The sequence below is a fragment of the Pseudomonas sp. G34 genome, from assembly GCF_031119625.1.
Classification (GTDB): Bacteria; Pseudomonadota; Gammaproteobacteria; order Pseudomonadales; family Pseudomonadaceae; genus Aquipseudomonas.
On sequence record NZ_JAVHZV010000023.1, the window covers coordinates 324,330 to 342,487 of the forward strand.

Sequence of the window (18,158 nt, forward strand, 5' to 3'; positions counted from 1 at the left end):
GAGAGCATGAGCCTGATCGCTTCCGACCAATTCCGCATCGTTGTCGGCCTCGGCAAGAGCGGCATGTCCCTGGTGCGCTACCTCGCGCGCCAGCGCGTGCGCTTTGCCGTGGTCGACACCCGTGCCAATCCGCCGGAGCTGAGTACCTTGCGTGAACAGTTCCCGCAGGTCGAAGTGCGTTGTGGCGAGCTGGACGTGGAGTTCCTCGGTCGCGCCAGTGAACTGCTGATCAGCCCCGGCCTGGCCGTGGCCACCCCGGCCCTGCAGGAAGCGGCCCGGCGCGGCGCCAAGCTGTCCGGCGACATCGACCTGTTCGCCCGCGAAGCGAAAGCGCCGATCGTCGCCATCACCGGTTCCAACGCCAAGAGCACCGTGACCACCCTGGTTGGCGAGATGGCCGCAGCGGCCGGTCGCAAGGTCGCCGTGGGCGGCAACCTCGGCACGCCGGCACTGGATCTGCTGGCCGATGACGTCGAGCTGTACGTGATCGAGCTGTCCAGCTTCCAGCTGGAGACCACCGAGCTGCTCAACGCTGAAGTGGCCACCTGCCTGAACGTCAGCGAAGACCATATGGATCGCTACGCCGACCTGCCGGCCTATCACCTGGCCAAGCACCGCATCTTCCGCGGCGCGCGGCAGGTGGTGGTGAACCGTGACGATCCGCTGTCGCGGCCGATGATCGCCGACCAGGTACCGTGCTGGAGCTTTGGCCTCGGCAAGCCGGACTTCAAGCGCTTCGGCCTGCTCGAGGAAAACGGCGAGAAATACCTGGCCTATCAGTTCGAGGCGCTGCTGCCGGTGCGCGAGCTGAAGGTGCGGGGCGCGCACAATCAGTCCAACGCCCTGGCGGCGCTGGCGCTCGGTCACGCCGTGGGCCTGCCGATGGCGGCCATGCTCGATACCCTCAAGGCCTTCACCGGCTTGGCGCATCGCTGCCAGTGGGTCGGCGAACGCGCCGGGGTGAGCTACTACGACGACTCCAAGGCCACCAATGTCGGTGCCGCCCTGGCGGCCATCGAAGGCCTGGGTACCGATATCGCCGGCAAGCTGGTGCTGATCGCCGGTGGCGACGGAAAGGGCGCCGACTTCTCCAGCCTGCGCAAGCCGGTGGCGGCCCATTGCCGCGCGGTGGTGCTGCTCGGCCGTGACGCCGACAAGCTGGCTGCGGTGCTCGACGGGGCCGTGGAGATCCTGCGTGTCGACAGCCTGCAGGCGGCGGTCGAGCAATCCGCTGCCATTGCCCAGAGCGGCGACGCGGTGCTGCTGTCGCCGGCCTGCGCGAGCCTGGACATGTTCAAGAACTTCGAAGAACGCGGGCGCCTGTTCGCCCAGGCCGTGGAGGCGCTCGTCTGATGCTGTCCTTCCTGCGCCCTTATCCGTCCCCGCTGTTCGGCCGCCGTCGTGGCCTGGACATGGACTTCCCGATGCTCGCCGGCTGCCTGGCATTGCTCGGCCTCGGCCTGGTGATGATTTCGTCGGCGTCCACCGAGGTGGCGGCGGTGAACACCGGCAGCCCGCTGTACTACATGATCCGCCATCTGGTGTACCTGGCCATTGGCCTGGGCGCTGCCGGCGTGGTGCTGATGATTCCGCTGGCCACCTGGCAGCGCCACAGCTGGTTGCTGCTGCTGGTTGCCGTCGCCCTGCTGGTACTGGTGCTGCTGCCCGGCATCGGCCGCGAGGTCAACGGTGCCAAACGCTGGATCGGTTTCGGTGCGTTCAACATTCAGCCTTCGGAGATCGCCAAGGTCTTCGTGGTGCTCTATCTGGCCGGCTACCTGGTACGTCGTCAGGAAGAAGTGCGCGAGAGCTGGGCGGGCTTCTTCAAACCGTTCGTGGTGCTGCTGCCGATGGCCTTCCTGCTGCTGCTCGAGCCCGACTTCGGCGCCACGGTGGTGATGATGGGCGCGGCCATGGCCATGCTGTTTCTCGGCGGTGTCGGCCTGTTCCGCTTCCTGCTTATGGTGGCCCTGGCGGTCGGTGCGGTATTCGTTCTGGTGCAGAGCCAGGAGTATCGCCTGCAGCGTCTGATCACCTTTACCGATCCCTGGGCCGACCAATACGGCTCCGGCTACCAGCTGACCCAGGCGCTGATCGCCTTCGGGCGTGGCGAGTGGCTGGGCGTCGGCCTGGGCAACAGCATCCAGAAGCAGTTCTATCTGCCGGAAGCGCACACCGACTTCGTGTTCTCGGTACTGGCCGAAGAGCTGGGGCTGGTCGGCGCGCTGCTCACCGTGGGCCTGTTCGTGTTCGTCAGCGTGCGTGCCCTGTATATCGGCCTGTGGGCAGAGAAGGCCAAGCAGTACTTCTCCGCGTACGTGGCCTTCGGCCTGGGCTTCCTGTGGATCGGCCAGTTCCTGATCAACATCGGCGTGAATATCGGGCTGCTGCCCACCAAGGGCCTGACCCTGCCGTTCCTCAGCTACGGCGGCAGCTCCCTGGTGATCTGCTGCGTCAGCCTGGCGCTGCTGCTGCGTATCGAGTGGGAAACGCGCAACGGCCTGGGCAACGAGGATATCGAGTTCGACGAGGCCGACTTCCCCGAGCCCGAGCGGGAGGTGCAGCATGGCCGGTAACGTACTGATCATGGCGGGTGGCACCGGTGGCCATGTGTTCCCGGCCCTGGCCTGTGCCCGTGAGTTCCAGGCGCGCGGCTACCGGGTGCACTGGCTGGGCACGCCGCGGGGCATCGAGAACGAGCTAGTCCCGGCTGCCGGCCTGCCGCTGCACCTGATCAACGTCAGTGGCCTGCGCGGCAAGGGCAAGCTGTCGCTGCTCAAGGCGCCGCTGCAACTGCTCAGGGCGCTGTTCCAGGCGCGCAAGGTGGTGCGTGAGCTGCAGCCGGTCTGCGTGCTCGGCATGGGCGGCTACGTGACCGGCCCGGGCGGCCTGGCAGCCAGGCTGGCCGGCGTGCCGCTGATCATTCACGAACAGAATGCCGTGGCCGGTACCGCCAATCGCAGCCTGGTGGCATTCGCCAGCCGGGTCTGCGAGGCTTTCCCCGACACCTTCGCCGCGTCGGACAAGCGTCGCACCACCGGCAACCCGGTGCGTGAGGAGCTGTTCCTGGAAACCCCGCGCGATTCGCTGACCGGCCGTCGGCCGCGCCTGTTGATCCTGGGCGGCAGCCTGGGTGCCGAGCCATTGAACAAATTGCTGCCAGAGGCGCTGGCGCAGGTATCTGCCCAATTGCGCCCGGAAGTCTTCCACCAGGCCGGCAAGCAACACGCCGAGGTGACCGGCGAACGATACAGCGCTGCGGGCGTCGAAGCGCAGGTCGCCCCATTCATCAGCGACATGGCCCGCGCCTACGCCTGGGCCGACCTGGTGGTCTGCCGCTCCGGCGCGCTGACCGTCAGCGAACTGGCTGCCGCCGGCCTGCCGGCTTTCCTGGTGCCGTTGCCCCACGCGATCGATGACCACCAGACGCGCAATGCCAGCTATCTCGCGAAGGACGGTGCTGCCGTTCTTCTGCCACAACGCTCCACTGACGCTGCCGATCTTGCAGCGCAGCTGACCGAGGTCTTGATGCACCCCGAACGACTCAAACAAATGGCCAGCACTGCACGTCGCCTGGCCAAGCCCGATGCTACCCGTACCGTCGTCGATGTATGTCTGGAGGTGGCCCGTGGCTAAGTCTCCCGCAGCGGTCAAGGCGGAAGTGCGGCGCATGCGCCGTATCCGCCGCATTCACTTCGTCGGTATCGGCGGCGCCGGCATGTGCGGCATCGCCGAAGTGCTGCTCAACCTGGGCTACGAAGTATCCGGTTCCGACCTGAAAACCTCGGCAGTCACCGAGCGCCTGGAAAACTTCGGCGCGCAGATCTTCATCGGCCACCGCGCCGAGAACGCCGAGAGCGCCGACGTACTGGTGGTTTCCAGCGCCATCAATACCTCCAACCCGGAAGTGGCGACCGCGCTGGAGCTGCGGATTCCGGTGGTGCCACGTGCCGAAATGCTCGCCGAGCTGATGCGCTATCGCCACGGCATCGCCGTGGCCGGCACCCATGGCAAGACCACCACCACCAGCCTGCTGGCCTCGGTATTCGCCGCTGGCGGCCTGGACCCGACCTTCGTAATCGGCGGGCGTTTGAATGCAGCCGGCACCAATGCCCAGCTCGGTTCGAGCCGCTACCTGATCGCCGAAGCGGACGAGAGCGACGCCAGCTTCCTGCACCTGCAGCCCATGGTGTCGGTGGTGACCAACATCGACATGGACCACATGAGCACCTATGAGGGCGACTTCAATAAATTGAAGAAGACCTTCATCGAGTTCCTCCACAACCTGCCGTTCTACGGCCTGGCCGTGCTCTGCGTGGACGACCCGGTGGTGCGCGAGATCCTCTCGCAGGTCGGTCGCCCGACCCTGACCTACGGGTTCAGCGAAGATGCCGACGTGCGCGCCATCAACGTGCGCCAGCAGGGCATGCAGACTTTCTTCACCGTGTTGCGCCCGGACTACGAGCCGCTCGACGTGTCGGTGAACATGCCGGGCAACCACAATGTGCTCAATGCCCTGGCGACCATCTGCATCGCCACCGATGAAGGTATCGGCGACGACGCCATCGTCCAGGGGCTGTCGCAGTTCCAGGGCGTCGGTCGGCGCTTCCAGGTGTACGGTCAGCTACCGGTCGAGGGCGGCGAGGTGATGCTGGTCGACGACTACGGCCATCACCCCCGTGAAGTGGCGGCGGTGATCAAGGCCGTGCGCGGTGGCTGGCCGGAGCGCCGCCTGGTGATGGTCTACCAGCCGCACCGCTACAGCCGTACCCGCGATCTGTACGACGATTTCGTACAGGTGCTGGCCGACGCCAACGTATTGCTGCTGATGGAAGTCTATCCGGCCGGCGAAGAGCCGATTCCCGGTGCCGACAGCCGCCAGCTGTGCCACAGCATTCGCCAGCGCGGTCAGCTGGACCCCATCTATATCGAGCGCGGTGCCGACCTGGCACCGCTGATCAAGCCGCTGCTGCGTGCTGGCGACATCCTGCTGTGCCAGGGCGCCGGGGACATTGGCGGCGTAGCCCCACAACTGCTGCAGAGCCCGCTGTTCAGCGCGCAAGGTCAAGGGAAATGAGTGCCGAAAGCCTGAAATCTCAACTGCCGGTCTCGGCGTTCGGTCGCGTGGCCGTACTGTTCGGCGGCAAGAGCGCCGAGCGCGAGGTCTCGCTCAAGTCCGGCAATGCCGTGCTGGCTGCGCTGCAGAGCGCTGGCGTGGATGCTTTCGGTATCGACGTGGGCGATGATTTCCTCGCCCGCCTGACCAGCGAGAGGATCGACCGCGCGTTTATCGTCCTGCACGGCCGTGGCGGTGAAGACGGCAGCATGCAGGGGCTGCTCGAATGCGCCGGCATCCCCTACACCGGCAGCGGCATCCTCGCTTCGGCCCTGGCCATGGACAAGCTGCGCACCAAGCAGGTGTGGCAGAGCCTGGGCCTCTCCACGCCGCGCCATGCCGTGCTGGCCAGCGCTGATGATTGCCGCCGCGCCGCCGACGAGCTGGGCTTCCCGCTGATCGTCAAACCGGCCCACGAAGGTTCCAGCATCGGCATGGCCAAGGTCGCTGATGTGGATGCGCTGATCGCCGCCTGGCAGGACGCCGCCTGCTACGACAGCCAGGTGCTGGTCGAGCAGTGGATTCATGGCCCGGAGTTCACCATCGCCATGCTGCGCGGCCAGGTGCTGCCACCGATCGCCCTGGGCACCTCGCACAGTTTCTACGACTACGACGCCAAGTACCTGGCCGATGACACCCAGTACCGTGTGCCCTGTGGCCTGTCGGCTGAGAAAGAGGCCGAGCTGAAGACCCTGACCGCCCGCGCTTGCGAAGCCGTGGGCACCCAGGGCTGGGCGCGCGCCGACGTGATGCAGGACGAGCAAGGCCGCTTCTGGCTGCTCGAAGTGAACACCGTTCCGGGCATGACCGACCACAGCCTGGTGCCGATGGCGGCGCAGGCGGCCGGCCTGGACTTCCAGCAGCTGGTGTTGGCGATTCTTGCCGACAGTGTCGAGGCTCGGGGGTAAGCATGGGCGCCATCCTTCGTCATCAGCCAGGTTCAGGCACGCCGGTACGCGGCAAGGCCGTGCCGCGTGGCGCCAGCCGCCTGGTGGCCAAGGAGCCGATCAGCGTGCGTTTGCCGCGGCCGAATTTCAGCCTGCTCAAGCGCCTGAGCTGGCCGGTGATGCTGCTGGTGCTGGGCTTTGGCGCCTACGAATTGTCGCTGCGTCTGCTGCCCTATGCCGACCGGCCGATCGCCAAGATCAGCGTGGAAGGCGACCTGAGCTACATCAGTCAGCAATCGGTGCAACAACGCATTGAACCTTTTGTCAGTGCGAGCTTCTTCAGTGTCGACCTTGTCGGTATGCGCCACGAACTGGAGCGCATGCCATGGATCGCCCACGCCGAAGTTCGCCGTGTGTGGCCCGATCAGGTGATGGTGCGCCTGGAAGAGCAACTGCCGATCGCCCGTTGGGGCAACGAGGCACTGCTCAACAACCAGGGCCAGGCGTTCGCGCCCAGGGAGCTGGCGCACTACGAGAATTTGCCGCAACTGGATGGCCCGAAACGGGCCCAGCAACAAGTGATGCAGCAGTATCAGGTATTGAGCCAGATGCTGCGCCCAATGGGTTTCACCGTGGCACGCCTGGAGCTGCGTGAGCGTGGTAGCTGGTTCCTGTCCACGGGGCAGGGGATCGAAGTGCTGCTGGGGCGCGACCATCTGGTGGAAAAAATACGTCGTTTCGGTGCCATCTACAGCAAGGCACTGAAGGATCAGAAAGACAACATCGCGCGGGTCGATCTGCGTTACGCCAACGGCCTGGCCGTGGCGTGGCGCGAGCCGCCAGCACCCGTAGCGGTCGATACCGCTGCGGTGCAGTGAATCAGGAGAGAAGGCAAGAGTCATGGCAAACGTGCAGAGCGGCAAGATGATCGTCGGTCTCGACATCGGTACCTCCAAGGTGGTGGCGCTGGTGGGCGAAGTGACGGCCGATGGCCAACTGGAAATCGTCGGCATCGGCACCCATCCATCACGCGGCCTGAAGAAGGGCGTGGTGGTCAATATCGAGTCCACGGTGGCGTCGATCCAGCGCGCCGTCGAAGAGGCTCAGCTGATGGCGGGCTGCCGCATCCACTCGGCCTTCGTCGGCGTGGCCGGCAACCACATCCGCAGCCTGAACAGCCACGGCATCGTCGCCATTCGTGATCGCGAGGTCAGCAGTGCCGACCTGGAGCGCGTGCTCGATGCCGCCCAGGCCGTCGCCATTCCGGCTGACCAGCGCGTGCTGCACACCCTGCCGCAGGATTACGTGATCGATAACCAGGAAGGCGTGCGCGAGCCCCTGGGCATGTCCGGCGTGCGCCTGGAAGCCAAGGTGCACGTGGTCACCTGCGCGGTGAATGCGGCGCAGAACATCGAGAAATGCGTGCGCCGCTGCGGCCTGGAAGTCGACGACATCATTCTCGAGCAACTGGCTTCCGCCTATGCGGTGCTGACCGACGACGAGAAGGAACTGGGCGTGTGCCTGGTCGACATCGGCGGCGGCACCACCGACATCTGCATCTTCACCGAAGGCGCGATCCGCCACACCGCGGTGATCCCGATCGCCGGCGACCAGGTCACCAACGACATCGCCATGGCGCTGCGGACCCCGACCCAGTACGCCGAAGAGATCAAGATCCGTTACGCCTGTGCCCTGGCCAAGCTGGCCGGTGCCGGTGAAACCATCAAGGTGCCGAGCGTCGGTGATCGTCCGCCGCGTGACCTGTCGCGCCAGTCCCTGGCCGAGGTGGTCGAGCCGCGTTACGACGAGCTGTTCACCCTGATCCAGGCCGAACTGCGCCGCAGCGGTTACGAGGATCTGATTCCTGCCGGCATTGTCATGACCGGTGGCACGGCGAAGATGGAAGGCGCGATCGAACTGGCCGAGGAAATCTTCCACATGCCGGTACGCCTCGGTGTGCCCCATAGCGTCAAGGGGCTCAGCGACGTGGTACGCAACCCGATTTACTCGACGGGCGTTGGCCTGTTGATGTATGGCCTGCGCAAGCAGTCCGACGACATCCCGATGCCCGGCAATGGCGGGTACGGTGATGAAACCAAGGCACCGGTTCTGGAACGGCTCAAGCGCTGGATCCAGGGCAATTTCTAATGTGGGCGACGCGGCACGGGCGTGTGCAGCGTTGCTGGCAGTAGGCGTTAAAAACTAGAAAATACAGGAGAGAGACCATGTTTGAACTCGTAGACAACCTTCCGCAGAGCGCGGTCATCAAGGTTATCGGTGTAGGTGGCGGCGGCGGCAACGCAGTCAACCATATGGCCAAGAGCAACATCGAAGGCGTCGAATTCATCTGCGCCAACACCGATGCTCAAGCACTGAAGAACATCGGCGCGCGTACCGTGCTGCAACTCGGTACCGGCGTCACCAAGGGTCTCGGCGCTGGCGCCAACCCGGAAGTCGGCCGTCAGGCTGCCATCGAAGACCGTGAGCGCATCGCCGAAGTGCTGCAGGGCTGCGACATGGTGTTCATCACCACCGGCATGGGCGGCGGTACCGGTACCGGTGCTGCTCCGGTAATCGCCGAAGTGGCCAAGGAGCTGGGCATCCTCACCGTTGCGGTGGTGACTCGCCCGTTCCCGTTCGAAGGCCGCAAGCGCATGCAGATCGCCGACGAAGGCATCCGCGCGCTGCAGGAAAGCGTCGACTCGCTGATCACCATCCCCAACGAGAAGCTGCTGACCATCCTCGGTAAGGACGCCAGCCTGCTGTCCGCCTTCTCCAAGGCCGACGACGTGCTCAGCGGCGCGGTGCGCGGTATCTCCGACATCATCAAGCGTCCGGGCATGATCAACGTCGACTTCGCCGACGTGAAGACCGTGATGAGCGAAATGGGCATGGCGATGATGGGCACTGGCTGCGCCAGCGGTCCGAACCGTGCGCGTGAAGCCACCGAAGCGGCGATCCGCAACCCGCTGCTCGAAGACGTCAACCTGCAGGGTGCTCGCGGCATTCTGGTCAACATCACCGCCGGCCCTGACCTGTCCCTGGGTGAGTACTCCGACGTGGGTAACATCATTGAACAATTCGCCTCCGAGCATGCCACTGTCAAGGTCGGCACCGTGATCGATCCGGACATGCGCGACGAGCTGCACGTGACCGTGGTTGCCACCGGTCTGGGCGCGCGCATGGAGAAGCCGGTCAAGGTCGTCGACAACACCGTTCAGGTGGCTGCCGCCCAGGCCGCAGCCCCGGTGGCCGCTCCGGTGCGTGCCGAGCAGAACGTCAACTACAAGGACTACGAGCGCCCGACCGTTCAGCGTCAGAGCCATGGTGGCGCAGCTACTGCGGCCAAAATGAATCCGCAGGATGACCTGGATTACCTGGACATTCCGGCCTTCCTGCGTCGTCAGGCGGATTGATGAAATCTATCAGGAGCATGAAGGTGATTGGTGTTCAGCAAAGGTCGGTTCTGCTATTATCGCCAGCCTTTGTTGAAAACAATTCGCACCTAGCGCAATAGCGGCCAGACCCATGATCAGACAACGCACCCTGAAGAACATCATCCGCGCCACGGGTATCGGCCTGCATTCCGGGGAGAAGGTTTACCTGACCCTGAAGCCGGCTCCGGTGGATACCGGCATCGTGTTCCGTCGTACCGACCTCGACCCTGTGGTGGAGGTGCGGGGGCACGCCCTGAACGTCGGTGAGACCACCATGTCGACCACCCTGGTCAATGGTGATGTCAAGGTGGATACGGTAGAGCACCTGCTCTCGGCCATGGCTGGCCTGGGCATCGATAACGCCTACGTCGAGCTCTCTGCCTGTGAAGTGCCGATCATGGATGGCAGTGCGGGTCCCTTCGTTTTCCTGATTCAGTCGGCTGGTCTGCAAGAGCAGGACGCCCCCAAGAAGTTCATCCGCATCACCCGTGAAGTGACCGTGACGGACGGCGACAAGCGCGCCACCTTCGTTCCGTTCGATGGCTTCAAGGTGAGTTTCGAGATCGATTTCGATCACCCGGTATTCCACGACCGCACCAAGACCGCGAGTGTTGATTTCTCCAGCACCTCGTTCGTCAAGGAAGTCAGCCGTGCCCGCACCTTCGGTTTCATGCGTGATATCGAATTCCTGCGTTCGCACAACCTGGCACGCGGCGGCAGTGTGGACAATGCCATCGTGGTGGACGAAGACGGTGTGCTCAACGAAGACGGCCTGCGTTACGAGGACGAATTCGTCAGGCACAAGATTCTCGATGCGATCGGTGACCTCTATCTGCTCGGCAACAGCCTGATCGGTGAGTTCCGCGGCTACAAATCCGGCCATGGCCTGAACAATCGTCTGCTGCGCGCCTTGATCGCACAGCCGGATGCTTGGGAAATGGTGACGTTCGAAGACGCCGAGACTGCTCCGATCTCTTACATGCGCCCGGCTGCGGCGGTGTAAGACACACTCTCCTGGCTTTATCTCTTTCAAGGCCACCTTCGGGTGGCCTTTTTTTATGCCTCGATTGCGTGGCCCGACAAACGGCCTTTGCGGCTGCCCGGCAGCAACCGATCAGCCAGGCTTCAAGGTGTCGCCATTTTTATGGCGCCTGTCATTTAGCGAATGTAACTGGCTGACCGTTTTACGGATCGCTACGGCGACGGTGACTGGCCAGGCGTTCCAGAGCCGCTTTAAGACGAGGGTCACTGACCGCTTCGGCGGTTTCCTGGATGCTGTCGGCAGCGCTGTCGGAGAGCTCGAAGGGCTGTGCTGGTGGGCGTTTCTCGCCGCTCGGAGGTTGCACCTTGAAGAGGATTTTCGTTAAGGTCGCGAACGTTTCGAGCGCCTGCAACTGCCTTTGCAGGCGTCTTTGCTGATAGCGCAACCGCGTGGCCCAGTGGCCATCGGTGACGATCAGCAGCAGGCAGCCCTCCCGCCACGATGCCACGCGACAGTGTTCACGGGCGGCAGGCTGCAGCTGGCTTTGCACCACCTGCTGCAGGTGGTCGAGGCGTTGAGCCTGATTGAACAGGGCTTTCAGCGGCTTCGCCTCGCGCAGCAATGCGGCGGGCGCCTTGGCCGGCAAGGGACGAAAACTCATGGCAGGAAGCCTGCGACTTTTGGGGCCGTCATGGTAGCAGAACCTCTGCTCACCGCTCTGGTTCCACTTTTTTCAGATGGGGATGTCATGCACATCATTTTGCTCAGCCGACGCCATGGCGCCGCGCGCTCGCTCAGCCTCGACCTGCGCTGGCTGCTCGCCGGCCTGGCGCTGCTGACTGCATTGGCAGTGGGCGGCGGTGCGGCGCTGGGCGCGTGGATGGCGCCGCAGTCCGTGCCGGCCGTCGACAGCGTCGTGGTCAACCAGGCGCTCGATGCGCAGCGCGAGGAAGTCGGCGCGGTGCGCATCGACGCCCAGCGCCAACTCGATGCCTTCGCCGCCCATGTCGCCGAGCTGCAGGCCCGCCTGACCCGCCTCGACGCCCTGGGCGAGCGGCTTACCGAACTGGCCGAACTGGATGCCAGTGAGTTCGATTTCTCCCTGGGGGTGGGCCAGGGCGGTCCCGAGGAGCCCGTGGGTGGGGCGGCCTATGCACCGCCACCGTTCATGAGCACGCTCGACGAGCTGGCCCTGCGCATGGACAGCCGCGAACAGCAGCTCGAAGTACTCGAGCAGCTGCTCGCCGACCGGCGTCTCGACGAGGCGGCCATGCTTTCCGGTCACCCCGTGCTGCAAGGCTACGTATCGTCGCCGTTCGGGCGCCGCATCGATCCGCTGACCGGGCGCGTCAGCGTGCACAAGGGCGTGGACTTCGCCGCCAAGGCGGGCAGCGACGTGGTCGCGGTTGGCGCCGGTGTGGTGACCTTTGCCGGGCGCCGCAATGGCTACGGCAACACCGTGGAAATCAGCCATGCCGATGGCTACGTCACCCTGTATGCGCACAACCGCAGCAATACCGTGCAGGTCGGTGATCTGGTCCAGCGCGGCCAGGCGATTGCCACGGTGGGCAGCACCGGGCGCTCGACCGGCAATCATGTGCACTTCGAAGTCAGCCGCAACGGTGAGCTGGTCAATCCGCACAGCTACATCGCGCGCGTCAGCGACCAGCCTTGATGGAGCCGGCCCAGGCCGGCCCGCCCCCTGCCGATGGCCCTGTGCCAATCGCGCTGCTTTCTTCAATTCCGTTTCCGGGTAGAATGCCCCCTTCGCACGCAGCCATAAGGGCTGCATGGGCGACTCACGGGGCCGCCCTCCATTCATAGCGTGGAAGATCCTGTCGATATGTTTGCGCCTTTGTTGAAAAAACTCTTTGGAAGCAAGAACGAGCGTGAAGTCAAACGCATGCTCAAGGCGGTTCAGGCCGTCAATGCATTCGAGGAGCAGATGCTCGCGCTCTCCGATGAGCAACTGCGTGCCAAGACCGAAGAATTCAAGGCCCGCCTGGCCAAAGGCGAAACCCTGGATCAACTGCTGCCCGAAGCCTTTGCCGTCGCCCGCGAGGCCGGCAAGCGGGTGATGGGCATGCGCCACTTCGACGTCCAGTTGATCGGCGGCATGACCCTGCACGAAGGCAAGATCGCCGAGATGCGTACCGGTGAGGGCAAGACCCTGGTCGGTACCCTGGCCGTGTACCTCAACGCCCTGGAAGGCAAGGGCGTGCACGTGGTCACGGTCAACGACTACCTGGCCCGCCGCGACGCCAACTGGATGCGCCCGCTGTACGAATTCCTCGGCCTGTCGGTCGGTATCGTCACGCCGTTCATGCCGCCGGAAGAGAAGCGCGCCGCCTATGCCGCCGACATCACCTACGGCACCAACAACGAATTCGGCTTCGATTACCTGCGCGACAACATGGCGTTCAGCGTTGAAGAGAAATTCCAGCGCGAGCTGAATTTCGCGGTGATCGACGAAGTCGACTCGATTCTCATCGACGAAGCCCGTACCCCGCTGATCATCTCCGGCCAGGCCGAAGACAGCTCGAAGATGTACACCGAGATCAACCGGCTGATTCCTCGCCTCAAGCTGCACATCGAGGAAGAAGAGGGCGTGGTCACCCAGGAAGGCCACTACAAGGTCGACGAGAAGAGCCGTCAGGTCGAACTCAACGAGGAAGGCCATCAGGTCATCGAAGACATGCTTACCCAGGCCGGTTTGCTGGCGGAAGGTGAGAGCCTCTATTCGGCGCACAACCTCGGTTTGCTGACCCACGTCTACGCGGGCCTGCGTGCCCACACCCTGTTCCATCGCAACGTCGAATACATCGTGCAGAACGGTCAGGTCATCCTGATCGACGAGCACACCGGGCGTACCATGCAGGGCCGCCGCCTGTCCGAAGGCCTGCACCAGGCCATCGAAGCGAAGGAAGGCGTGCAGATCCAGGCCGAGAGCCAGACCCTGGCCTCGACCACCTTCCAGAACTACTTCCGCCTGTACAACAAGCTGGCCGGCATGACCGGTACCGCGGACACCGAAGCCTTCGAGTTCCACCAGATCTACGGCCTCGACGTGATGGTCATCCCGACCAACAAGCCGATCGCCCGTAAGGACTTCAACGACCTGGTGTACCTGACCCAGGAAGAGAAGTACGCCGCGATCATCAACGACATCAAGGAATGCCAGGCCCAGGGTCGGCCGATCCTGGTCGGTACCGCGACCATCGAGACATCCGAGTACGTGTCGCGCCTGCTCGAGCAGGAAGGCATCGAGCACAAGGTGCTCAACGCCAAGTTCCACGAGAAGGAAGCCGAGATCATCGCCCAGGCCGGTCGCCCCGGCGCGCTGACCATCGCCACCAACATGGCCGGTCGGGGTACCGACATCCTGCTCGGCGGCAACTGGGAAGTGGAAGTCGCGGCGCTGGAGAATCCCACCCCCGAGCAGATCGCGCAGATCAAGGCCGACTGGCAGAAGCGCCACCAGCAGGTGCTGGAAGCCGGCGGCCTGCACGTGATCGCCTCCGAGCGCCACGAATCGCGGCGTATCGACAACCAGCTGCGTGGCCGTGCCGGTCGCCAGGGCGATGCCGGTTCGAGCCGCTTCTACCTGTCGCTGGAAGACAGCCTGATGCGTATCTTCGCCTCCGACCGGGTGAAGAACTTCATGAAGGCCCTGGGCATGCAGCCGGGCGAAGCCATCGAGCACCGCATGGTGACCAACGCCATCGAAAAGGCGCAGCGCAAGGTCGAAGGCCGCAACTTCGACATGCGTAAACAGCTGCTCGAATACGATGACGTGGCCAACGAGCAGCGCAAGGTGATCTACCACATGCGCAACACCTTGCTGGCGGCCGACAACGTGGGCGAAACCATCGAGGACTTCCGCAGGGAAGTGCTGGACAACACCATCAACGAACACATGCCGCCGCAGTCGCTGCCCGAGCAGTGGGATATCGCCGGTCTGGAAGAGGCGCTGTACGCCGGCTTCAACCTGCGCCTGCCGATCCAGCAGTGGCTCGACGAAGACGACAAGCTGTACGAAGACACCCTGCGCGAGCGCATCCTCAAGGAGCTGGTGGACGCCTACAACGAGAAGGAAACCCAGGCCAGCGCCGAAGCCCTGCGTACCTTCGAGAAGCAGATTCTGCTGCGCGTGCTCGACGACCTGTGGAAAGACCACCTGTCGACCATGGACCACCTGCGTCACGGCATCCACCTGCGCGGCTACGCGCAGAAGAACCCGAAGCAGGAATACAAGCGCGAGTCCTTCACCCTGTTCCAGGAACTGCTGGATTCGATCAAGCGCGACGCCATTCGCGTGCTCTCCCACGTGCAGGTGCGTCGCGAAGACCCGGCCGAGGAAGAAGCCCGTCTGCGCCGCGAGGCCGAAGCCATGGCTCAGCGTATGCAGTTCCAGCACGCTGAAGTGTCCGCGCTCGAAGAGCCGGAAGCCGAAGCACAGGACGGCGGCGATGTTGCCGTTGCCACTGCCCCGGTGCGTGCCGAGCAGAAGATCGGCCGCAACGAGCTGTGCCCCTGCGGTTCCGGCAAGAAGTACAAGCACTGCCACGGTCAGGTCAACTGAGAACCTGAACACGACCAGCTGCGCGGGCGGCCCTGCGGCGTTGAAAGCAGGGCGCTGGCTCGCAAGGTCATGAGCAGGTTCTTAAGCTGGACTGGTTGTAAAATCCTAACGCCGCGAGGGGCTGGCCCTTCGCGGCGTTTTCGCATCGAACACGCTGTGCACATCCACCTAATTCAAGGAGCTTTCCCATGGCTGTTGGTCTTGGCCCGCTGTCTACCCTGCATCCGGTTCCAGGTTTCGAGCTGGGTATCGCCTCCGCCGGCATCAAGCGCCCGGGGCGCAAGGATGTGGTGGTGATGCGCTGTGCCGAAGGCAGCAGCGTGGCGGGTGTGTTCACCCTCAATGCGTTTTGCGCGGCACCGGTGATCCTGGCCAAGAAGCGCGCCTCCGGCAGCGTGCGCTACCTGCTGACCAACACCGGCAACGCCAATGCCGGCACAGGTGAGCCGGGCCTGCAGAACGCCATGCGTACCTGCGCCAGCCTGGCCAAGCTGGCCGGTGTGGACGAAAGCGAAGTGCTGCCGTTCTCCACCGGTGTGATCGGCGAGCCGCTGCCGGTCGAGAAGATCGAAGGCGCCCTGCAGGCGGCCCTGGATAACCTCGCCGAGAGCAACTGGGCCGATGCCGCCACCGGCATCATGACCACCGACACGCTGCCCAAGGGCGCCAGCCGCCAGTTCAGCCACGAAGGCGTGACCGTCACCGTGACCGGTATCAGCAAGGGCGCGGGCATGATCAAGCCGAACATGGCCACCATGCTCGGCTACATCGCCACCGACGCCAAGGTCGCCCAGGGTGTGCTGCAGGACCTGCTGCGCGACGCGGCGAACAAGTCGTTCAACCGCATCACCATCGACGGCGACACCTCCACCAACGACTGCTGCATGCTGATCGCCACCGGCCAGGCGGCGCTGCCGGAAATCACCCAGGCCAGCGGCGCGCTGTTCGCGGCGCTCAAGCAGGCGGTGTTCGAGGTGTGCATGGAGGTGGCCCAGGCCATCGTGCGTGACGGCGAAGGCGCGACCAAGTTCGTCACCGTGCAGGTCAACGGCGGTGCGACGCACCAGGAATGCCTGGACGTCGGTTATGCCGTCGCCCATTCGCCGCTGATCAAGACCGCGCTGTTCGCTTCCGACCCCAACTGGGGGCGCATTCTCGCGGCCGTCGGCCGTGCTGGCGTGGCGCAGCTGGACGTCAGCAAGATCGACGTGTTCCTCGGGGACGTGTGCATCGCCAGCAAGGGCTGCCGCGCTGCCAGCTACACCGAAGAGCAGGGCGCGGCGGTGATGGCCGAGGAAGAAATCACCATCCGTATCGAGCTGGGCCGTGGTACCTGCAGCGAGACCATCTGGACCACCGACCTGTCCCACGAGTACGTGAAGATCAACGCCGAATACCGTACCTGAGCCCTGCGCTGGTCGCCGGCATGGCGGCTGGGCGCATTCATTCCGCGCGCGCATGGCCCCATGCGCGAGCGGAATTTGCCTTGCCGGCAGCCAACGGCGAAGCTGTCGTTCTGTTCTTCTGACCGCTGGAGAAATAGATGTCGCTCGAATTGGTGATAGGCAACAAGAATTACTCGTCGTGGTCGCTGCGTGGCTGGCTGTTGGTCGAGCTCACTGGCGCGGCTTATCAGGAAACCCTGGTGCCGCTGTTTCGCCCTGACACCCATGCGCGGCTGCTGGAGCATTCCCCCACGGCCAAGGTGCCGGTTCTCAAGACCGACGACGCCGGGGCGATCTGGGACTCCCTGGCGATCGCCGAATACCTGGCCGAGCGCTTTCCCGACGTCGCCCTGTGGCCGCGCGACGTGGCAGCACGTGCCATGGCGCGTTCGGTCTGCGCGGAAATGCACAGCGGTTTTGGCGCATTGCGCAGCCATATGCCGATGGACATGCAGCGCAACGCGCCGCTGGCCAGCGTGACGGATGAGGTCAACAGCGATATCCAGCGCATCGCCGCCATCTGGGCAAACTGCCGCGAGCGCTTTGGCCAGAGCGGCCCCTATCTGTTCGGCCAGGTGAGCATCGCCGATGCCTATTTCGCCCCGGTTGCCAGCCGCCTGCGCAGCTACGGCGTGCAACTTCCGGCAGAGGCGGCGGCCTATGTGGACACCATTTTTCAGTGGCCGGCGTTCCAGCGTTGGTTGCAGGCAGCCTTGAAGGAGTGAGTGTGAAACGCGTGCATGTAGCGGCAGCGGTAATTCGCGGTGACGATGGCCAAATCCTCATCGCCAGGCGCCCGGATGACAAACACCAGGGCGGGCTGTGGGAGTTCCCCGGCGGCAAGGTCGAGGAGGGCGAGACGGTGTTGGCGGCGCTGTCGCGCGAGCTGCACGAGGAGCTGGGCATCCGCGTGGACGCCGCGCGGCCGCTGATCCAGGTGCGTCATGACTACAGCGACAAGCACGTGTTGCTGGATGTCTGGGAAGTCAGCCGCTTCACCGGCGAGCCCCACGGCGCCGAAGGCCAGCCATTGGCCTGGGTCGGTGCGCGGCAGTTGGGCGATTACCAGTTTCCCGTGGCCAACCGGCCGATCGTCGCGGCGGCGCGGCTGCCCGCGCATTATCTGATCACGCCGGAGGGGCTGGACGGGCCCGAGCTGCTGGCCGGCGTGCGCGCTGCTGTCGCGGGTGGTATCCGCCTTATTCAATTGCGGGCACCGGCGATGTTCGATGCCCAGTACCGCGACCTGGCCGTGGATGTTCAGGGGCTCTGCGCCGGCAAGGCGCAACTGATGCTCAAGGGGCCGCTGGAGTGGCTGGGCGATTTCCCGGCTGCCGGTTGGCACCTGACCGCCGAGCAGCTGCGCAAGTACGCCGGCAAGGGCCGTCCGCTGGGCGAAGGGCGCTGGCTGGCCGCCTCCTGCCACAGCGCCGAAGAACTCGAGCTGGCCACCCGGATCGGCGCGGATTTCGTCACCCTGTCACCGCTGCAGGCCACCGAGAGCCACCCGGACGCTCAGCCGCTGGGCTGGGAGCAGGCGACCCAGCTGCTGCAGGGCTTCAATCAGCCGTGCTACCTGCTCGGCGGTGTGGGCCCGCAGCACCTGGAACAGGCCTGGCAGGCCGGTGCCCAGGGCGTTGCCGGGATTCGCGCTTTCTGGCCCCGCTGAGCCTGCGCTTGTACGAGCACGCCGTAGCGCCTACCCTGCG

The 18,158-nt window shown here is 64.6% G+C and carries 15 protein-coding genes; 14 read left to right on the forward strand and 1 reads right to left on the reverse strand.

The features are described from left to right. Positions 1-6 precede the first annotated feature (6 nt). From murD to lpxC, 9 genes are all read left to right on the forward strand, one after another. Positions 7-1,353 carry a UDP-N-acetylmuramoyl-L-alanine--D-glutamate ligase gene (gene murD / locus QYS36_RS16000; RefSeq protein WP_308840405.1) on the forward strand — a complete coding sequence of 449 codons (1,347 nt, stop codon included), beginning with the start codon at positions 7-9 and terminating at the stop codon, positions 1,351-1,353. Next, positions 1,353-2,576, forward strand: a complete 1,224-nt coding sequence (gene ftsW / locus QYS36_RS16005) for a putative lipid II flippase FtsW (RefSeq protein ID WP_308840406.1) — start codon at positions 1,353-1,355, stop codon at positions 2,574-2,576. Before murD ends, ftsW begins: the two co-directional genes overlap by 1 nt. Then, positions 2,566-3,636: an undecaprenyldiphospho-muramoylpentapeptide beta-N-acetylglucosaminyltransferase gene (gene murG, locus QYS36_RS16010; RefSeq protein ID WP_308840407.1), complete on the forward strand. Its 1,071-nt coding sequence runs from the start codon at positions 2,566-2,568 to the stop codon at positions 3,634-3,636. The genes ftsW and murG overlap by 11 nt, the downstream gene beginning before the upstream one ends. Positions 3,637-3,670: 34 nt before the next feature. Continuing rightward, positions 3,671-5,077 carry a UDP-N-acetylmuramate--L-alanine ligase gene (gene murC / locus QYS36_RS16015; protein ID WP_308840439.1) on the forward strand — a complete coding sequence of 469 codons (1,407 nt, stop codon included), beginning with the start codon at positions 3,671-3,673 and terminating at the stop codon, positions 5,075-5,077. Further along, positions 5,074-6,024 carry a D-alanine--D-alanine ligase gene (locus QYS36_RS16020; RefSeq protein ID WP_308840408.1) on the forward strand — a complete coding sequence of 317 codons (951 nt, stop codon included), beginning with the start codon at positions 5,074-5,076 and terminating at the stop codon, positions 6,022-6,024. Before murC ends, QYS36_RS16020 begins: the two co-directional genes overlap by 4 nt. Before the next feature lie 2 nt (positions 6,025-6,026). Next, positions 6,027-6,881: a cell division protein FtsQ/DivIB gene (locus QYS36_RS16025; protein ID WP_308840409.1), complete on the forward strand. Its 855-nt coding sequence runs from the start codon at positions 6,027-6,029 to the stop codon at positions 6,879-6,881. 22 nt (positions 6,882-6,903) lie between these two features. After that, positions 6,904-8,151: a cell division protein FtsA gene (gene ftsA, locus QYS36_RS16030; RefSeq protein WP_308840410.1), complete on the forward strand. Its 1,248-nt coding sequence runs from the start codon at positions 6,904-6,906 to the stop codon at positions 8,149-8,151. Positions 8,152-8,228: 77 nt separating this feature from the next. Beyond that, complete coding sequence (ftsZ, locus tag QYS36_RS16035; protein ID WP_308840411.1) at positions 8,229-9,419, forward strand: cell division protein FtsZ; 1,191 nt, start codon at positions 8,229-8,231, stop codon at positions 9,417-9,419. A gap of 112 nt (positions 9,420-9,531) precedes the next feature. After that, positions 9,532-10,443 carry a UDP-3-O-acyl-N-acetylglucosamine deacetylase gene (lpxC, locus tag QYS36_RS16040; protein WP_111460783.1) on the forward strand — a complete coding sequence of 304 codons (912 nt, stop codon included), beginning with the start codon at positions 9,532-9,534 and terminating at the stop codon, positions 10,441-10,443. 181 nt (positions 10,444-10,624) lie between these two features. Here lpxC and QYS36_RS16045 read toward each other — a convergent pair whose 3' ends face one another. Next, a complete protein-coding gene (locus QYS36_RS16045) occupies positions 10,625-11,083 on the reverse strand; it encodes a DciA family protein (RefSeq protein ID WP_308840412.1) in 459 nt (152 codons plus the stop codon). A gap of 87 nt (positions 11,084-11,170) precedes the next feature. Here QYS36_RS16045 and QYS36_RS16050 point away from each other — a divergent pair, with 87 nt between their 5' ends. The 5 genes from QYS36_RS16050 to QYS36_RS16070 all read left to right on the forward strand — a co-directional run bounded on the left by QYS36_RS16050 (position 11,171) and on the right by QYS36_RS16070 (position 18,118). Beyond that, complete coding sequence (locus QYS36_RS16050) at positions 11,171-12,097, forward strand: M23 family metallopeptidase (RefSeq protein ID WP_308840413.1); 927 nt, start codon at positions 11,171-11,173, stop codon at positions 12,095-12,097. Positions 12,098-12,265: 168 nt separating this feature from the next. Then, the gene (secA, locus tag QYS36_RS16055; RefSeq protein ID WP_308840414.1) at positions 12,266-15,004 is read left to right on the forward strand and encodes a preprotein translocase subunit SecA; all 2,739 of its coding nucleotides are present in this window, start codon (positions 12,266-12,268) and stop codon (positions 15,002-15,004) included. A gap of 188 nt (positions 15,005-15,192) precedes the next feature. Next, the gene (gene argJ / locus QYS36_RS16060) at positions 15,193-16,410 is read left to right on the forward strand and encodes a bifunctional glutamate N-acetyltransferase/amino-acid acetyltransferase ArgJ (RefSeq protein ID WP_308840415.1); all 1,218 of its coding nucleotides are present in this window, start codon (positions 15,193-15,195) and stop codon (positions 16,408-16,410) included. Between the two features lie 137 nt (positions 16,411-16,547). Continuing rightward, positions 16,548-17,174, forward strand: a complete 627-nt coding sequence (locus tag QYS36_RS16065; RefSeq protein WP_308840416.1) for a glutathione S-transferase family protein — start codon at positions 16,548-16,550, stop codon at positions 17,172-17,174. 2 nt (positions 17,175-17,176) lie between these two features. After that, positions 17,177-18,118 (forward strand): Nudix family hydrolase, encoded by a 942-nt coding sequence (locus QYS36_RS16070; RefSeq protein WP_308840417.1) that lies wholly within the window; start codon positions 17,177-17,179, stop codon positions 18,116-18,118. The last annotated feature ends 40 nt before the right edge of the window (positions 18,119-18,158 follow it).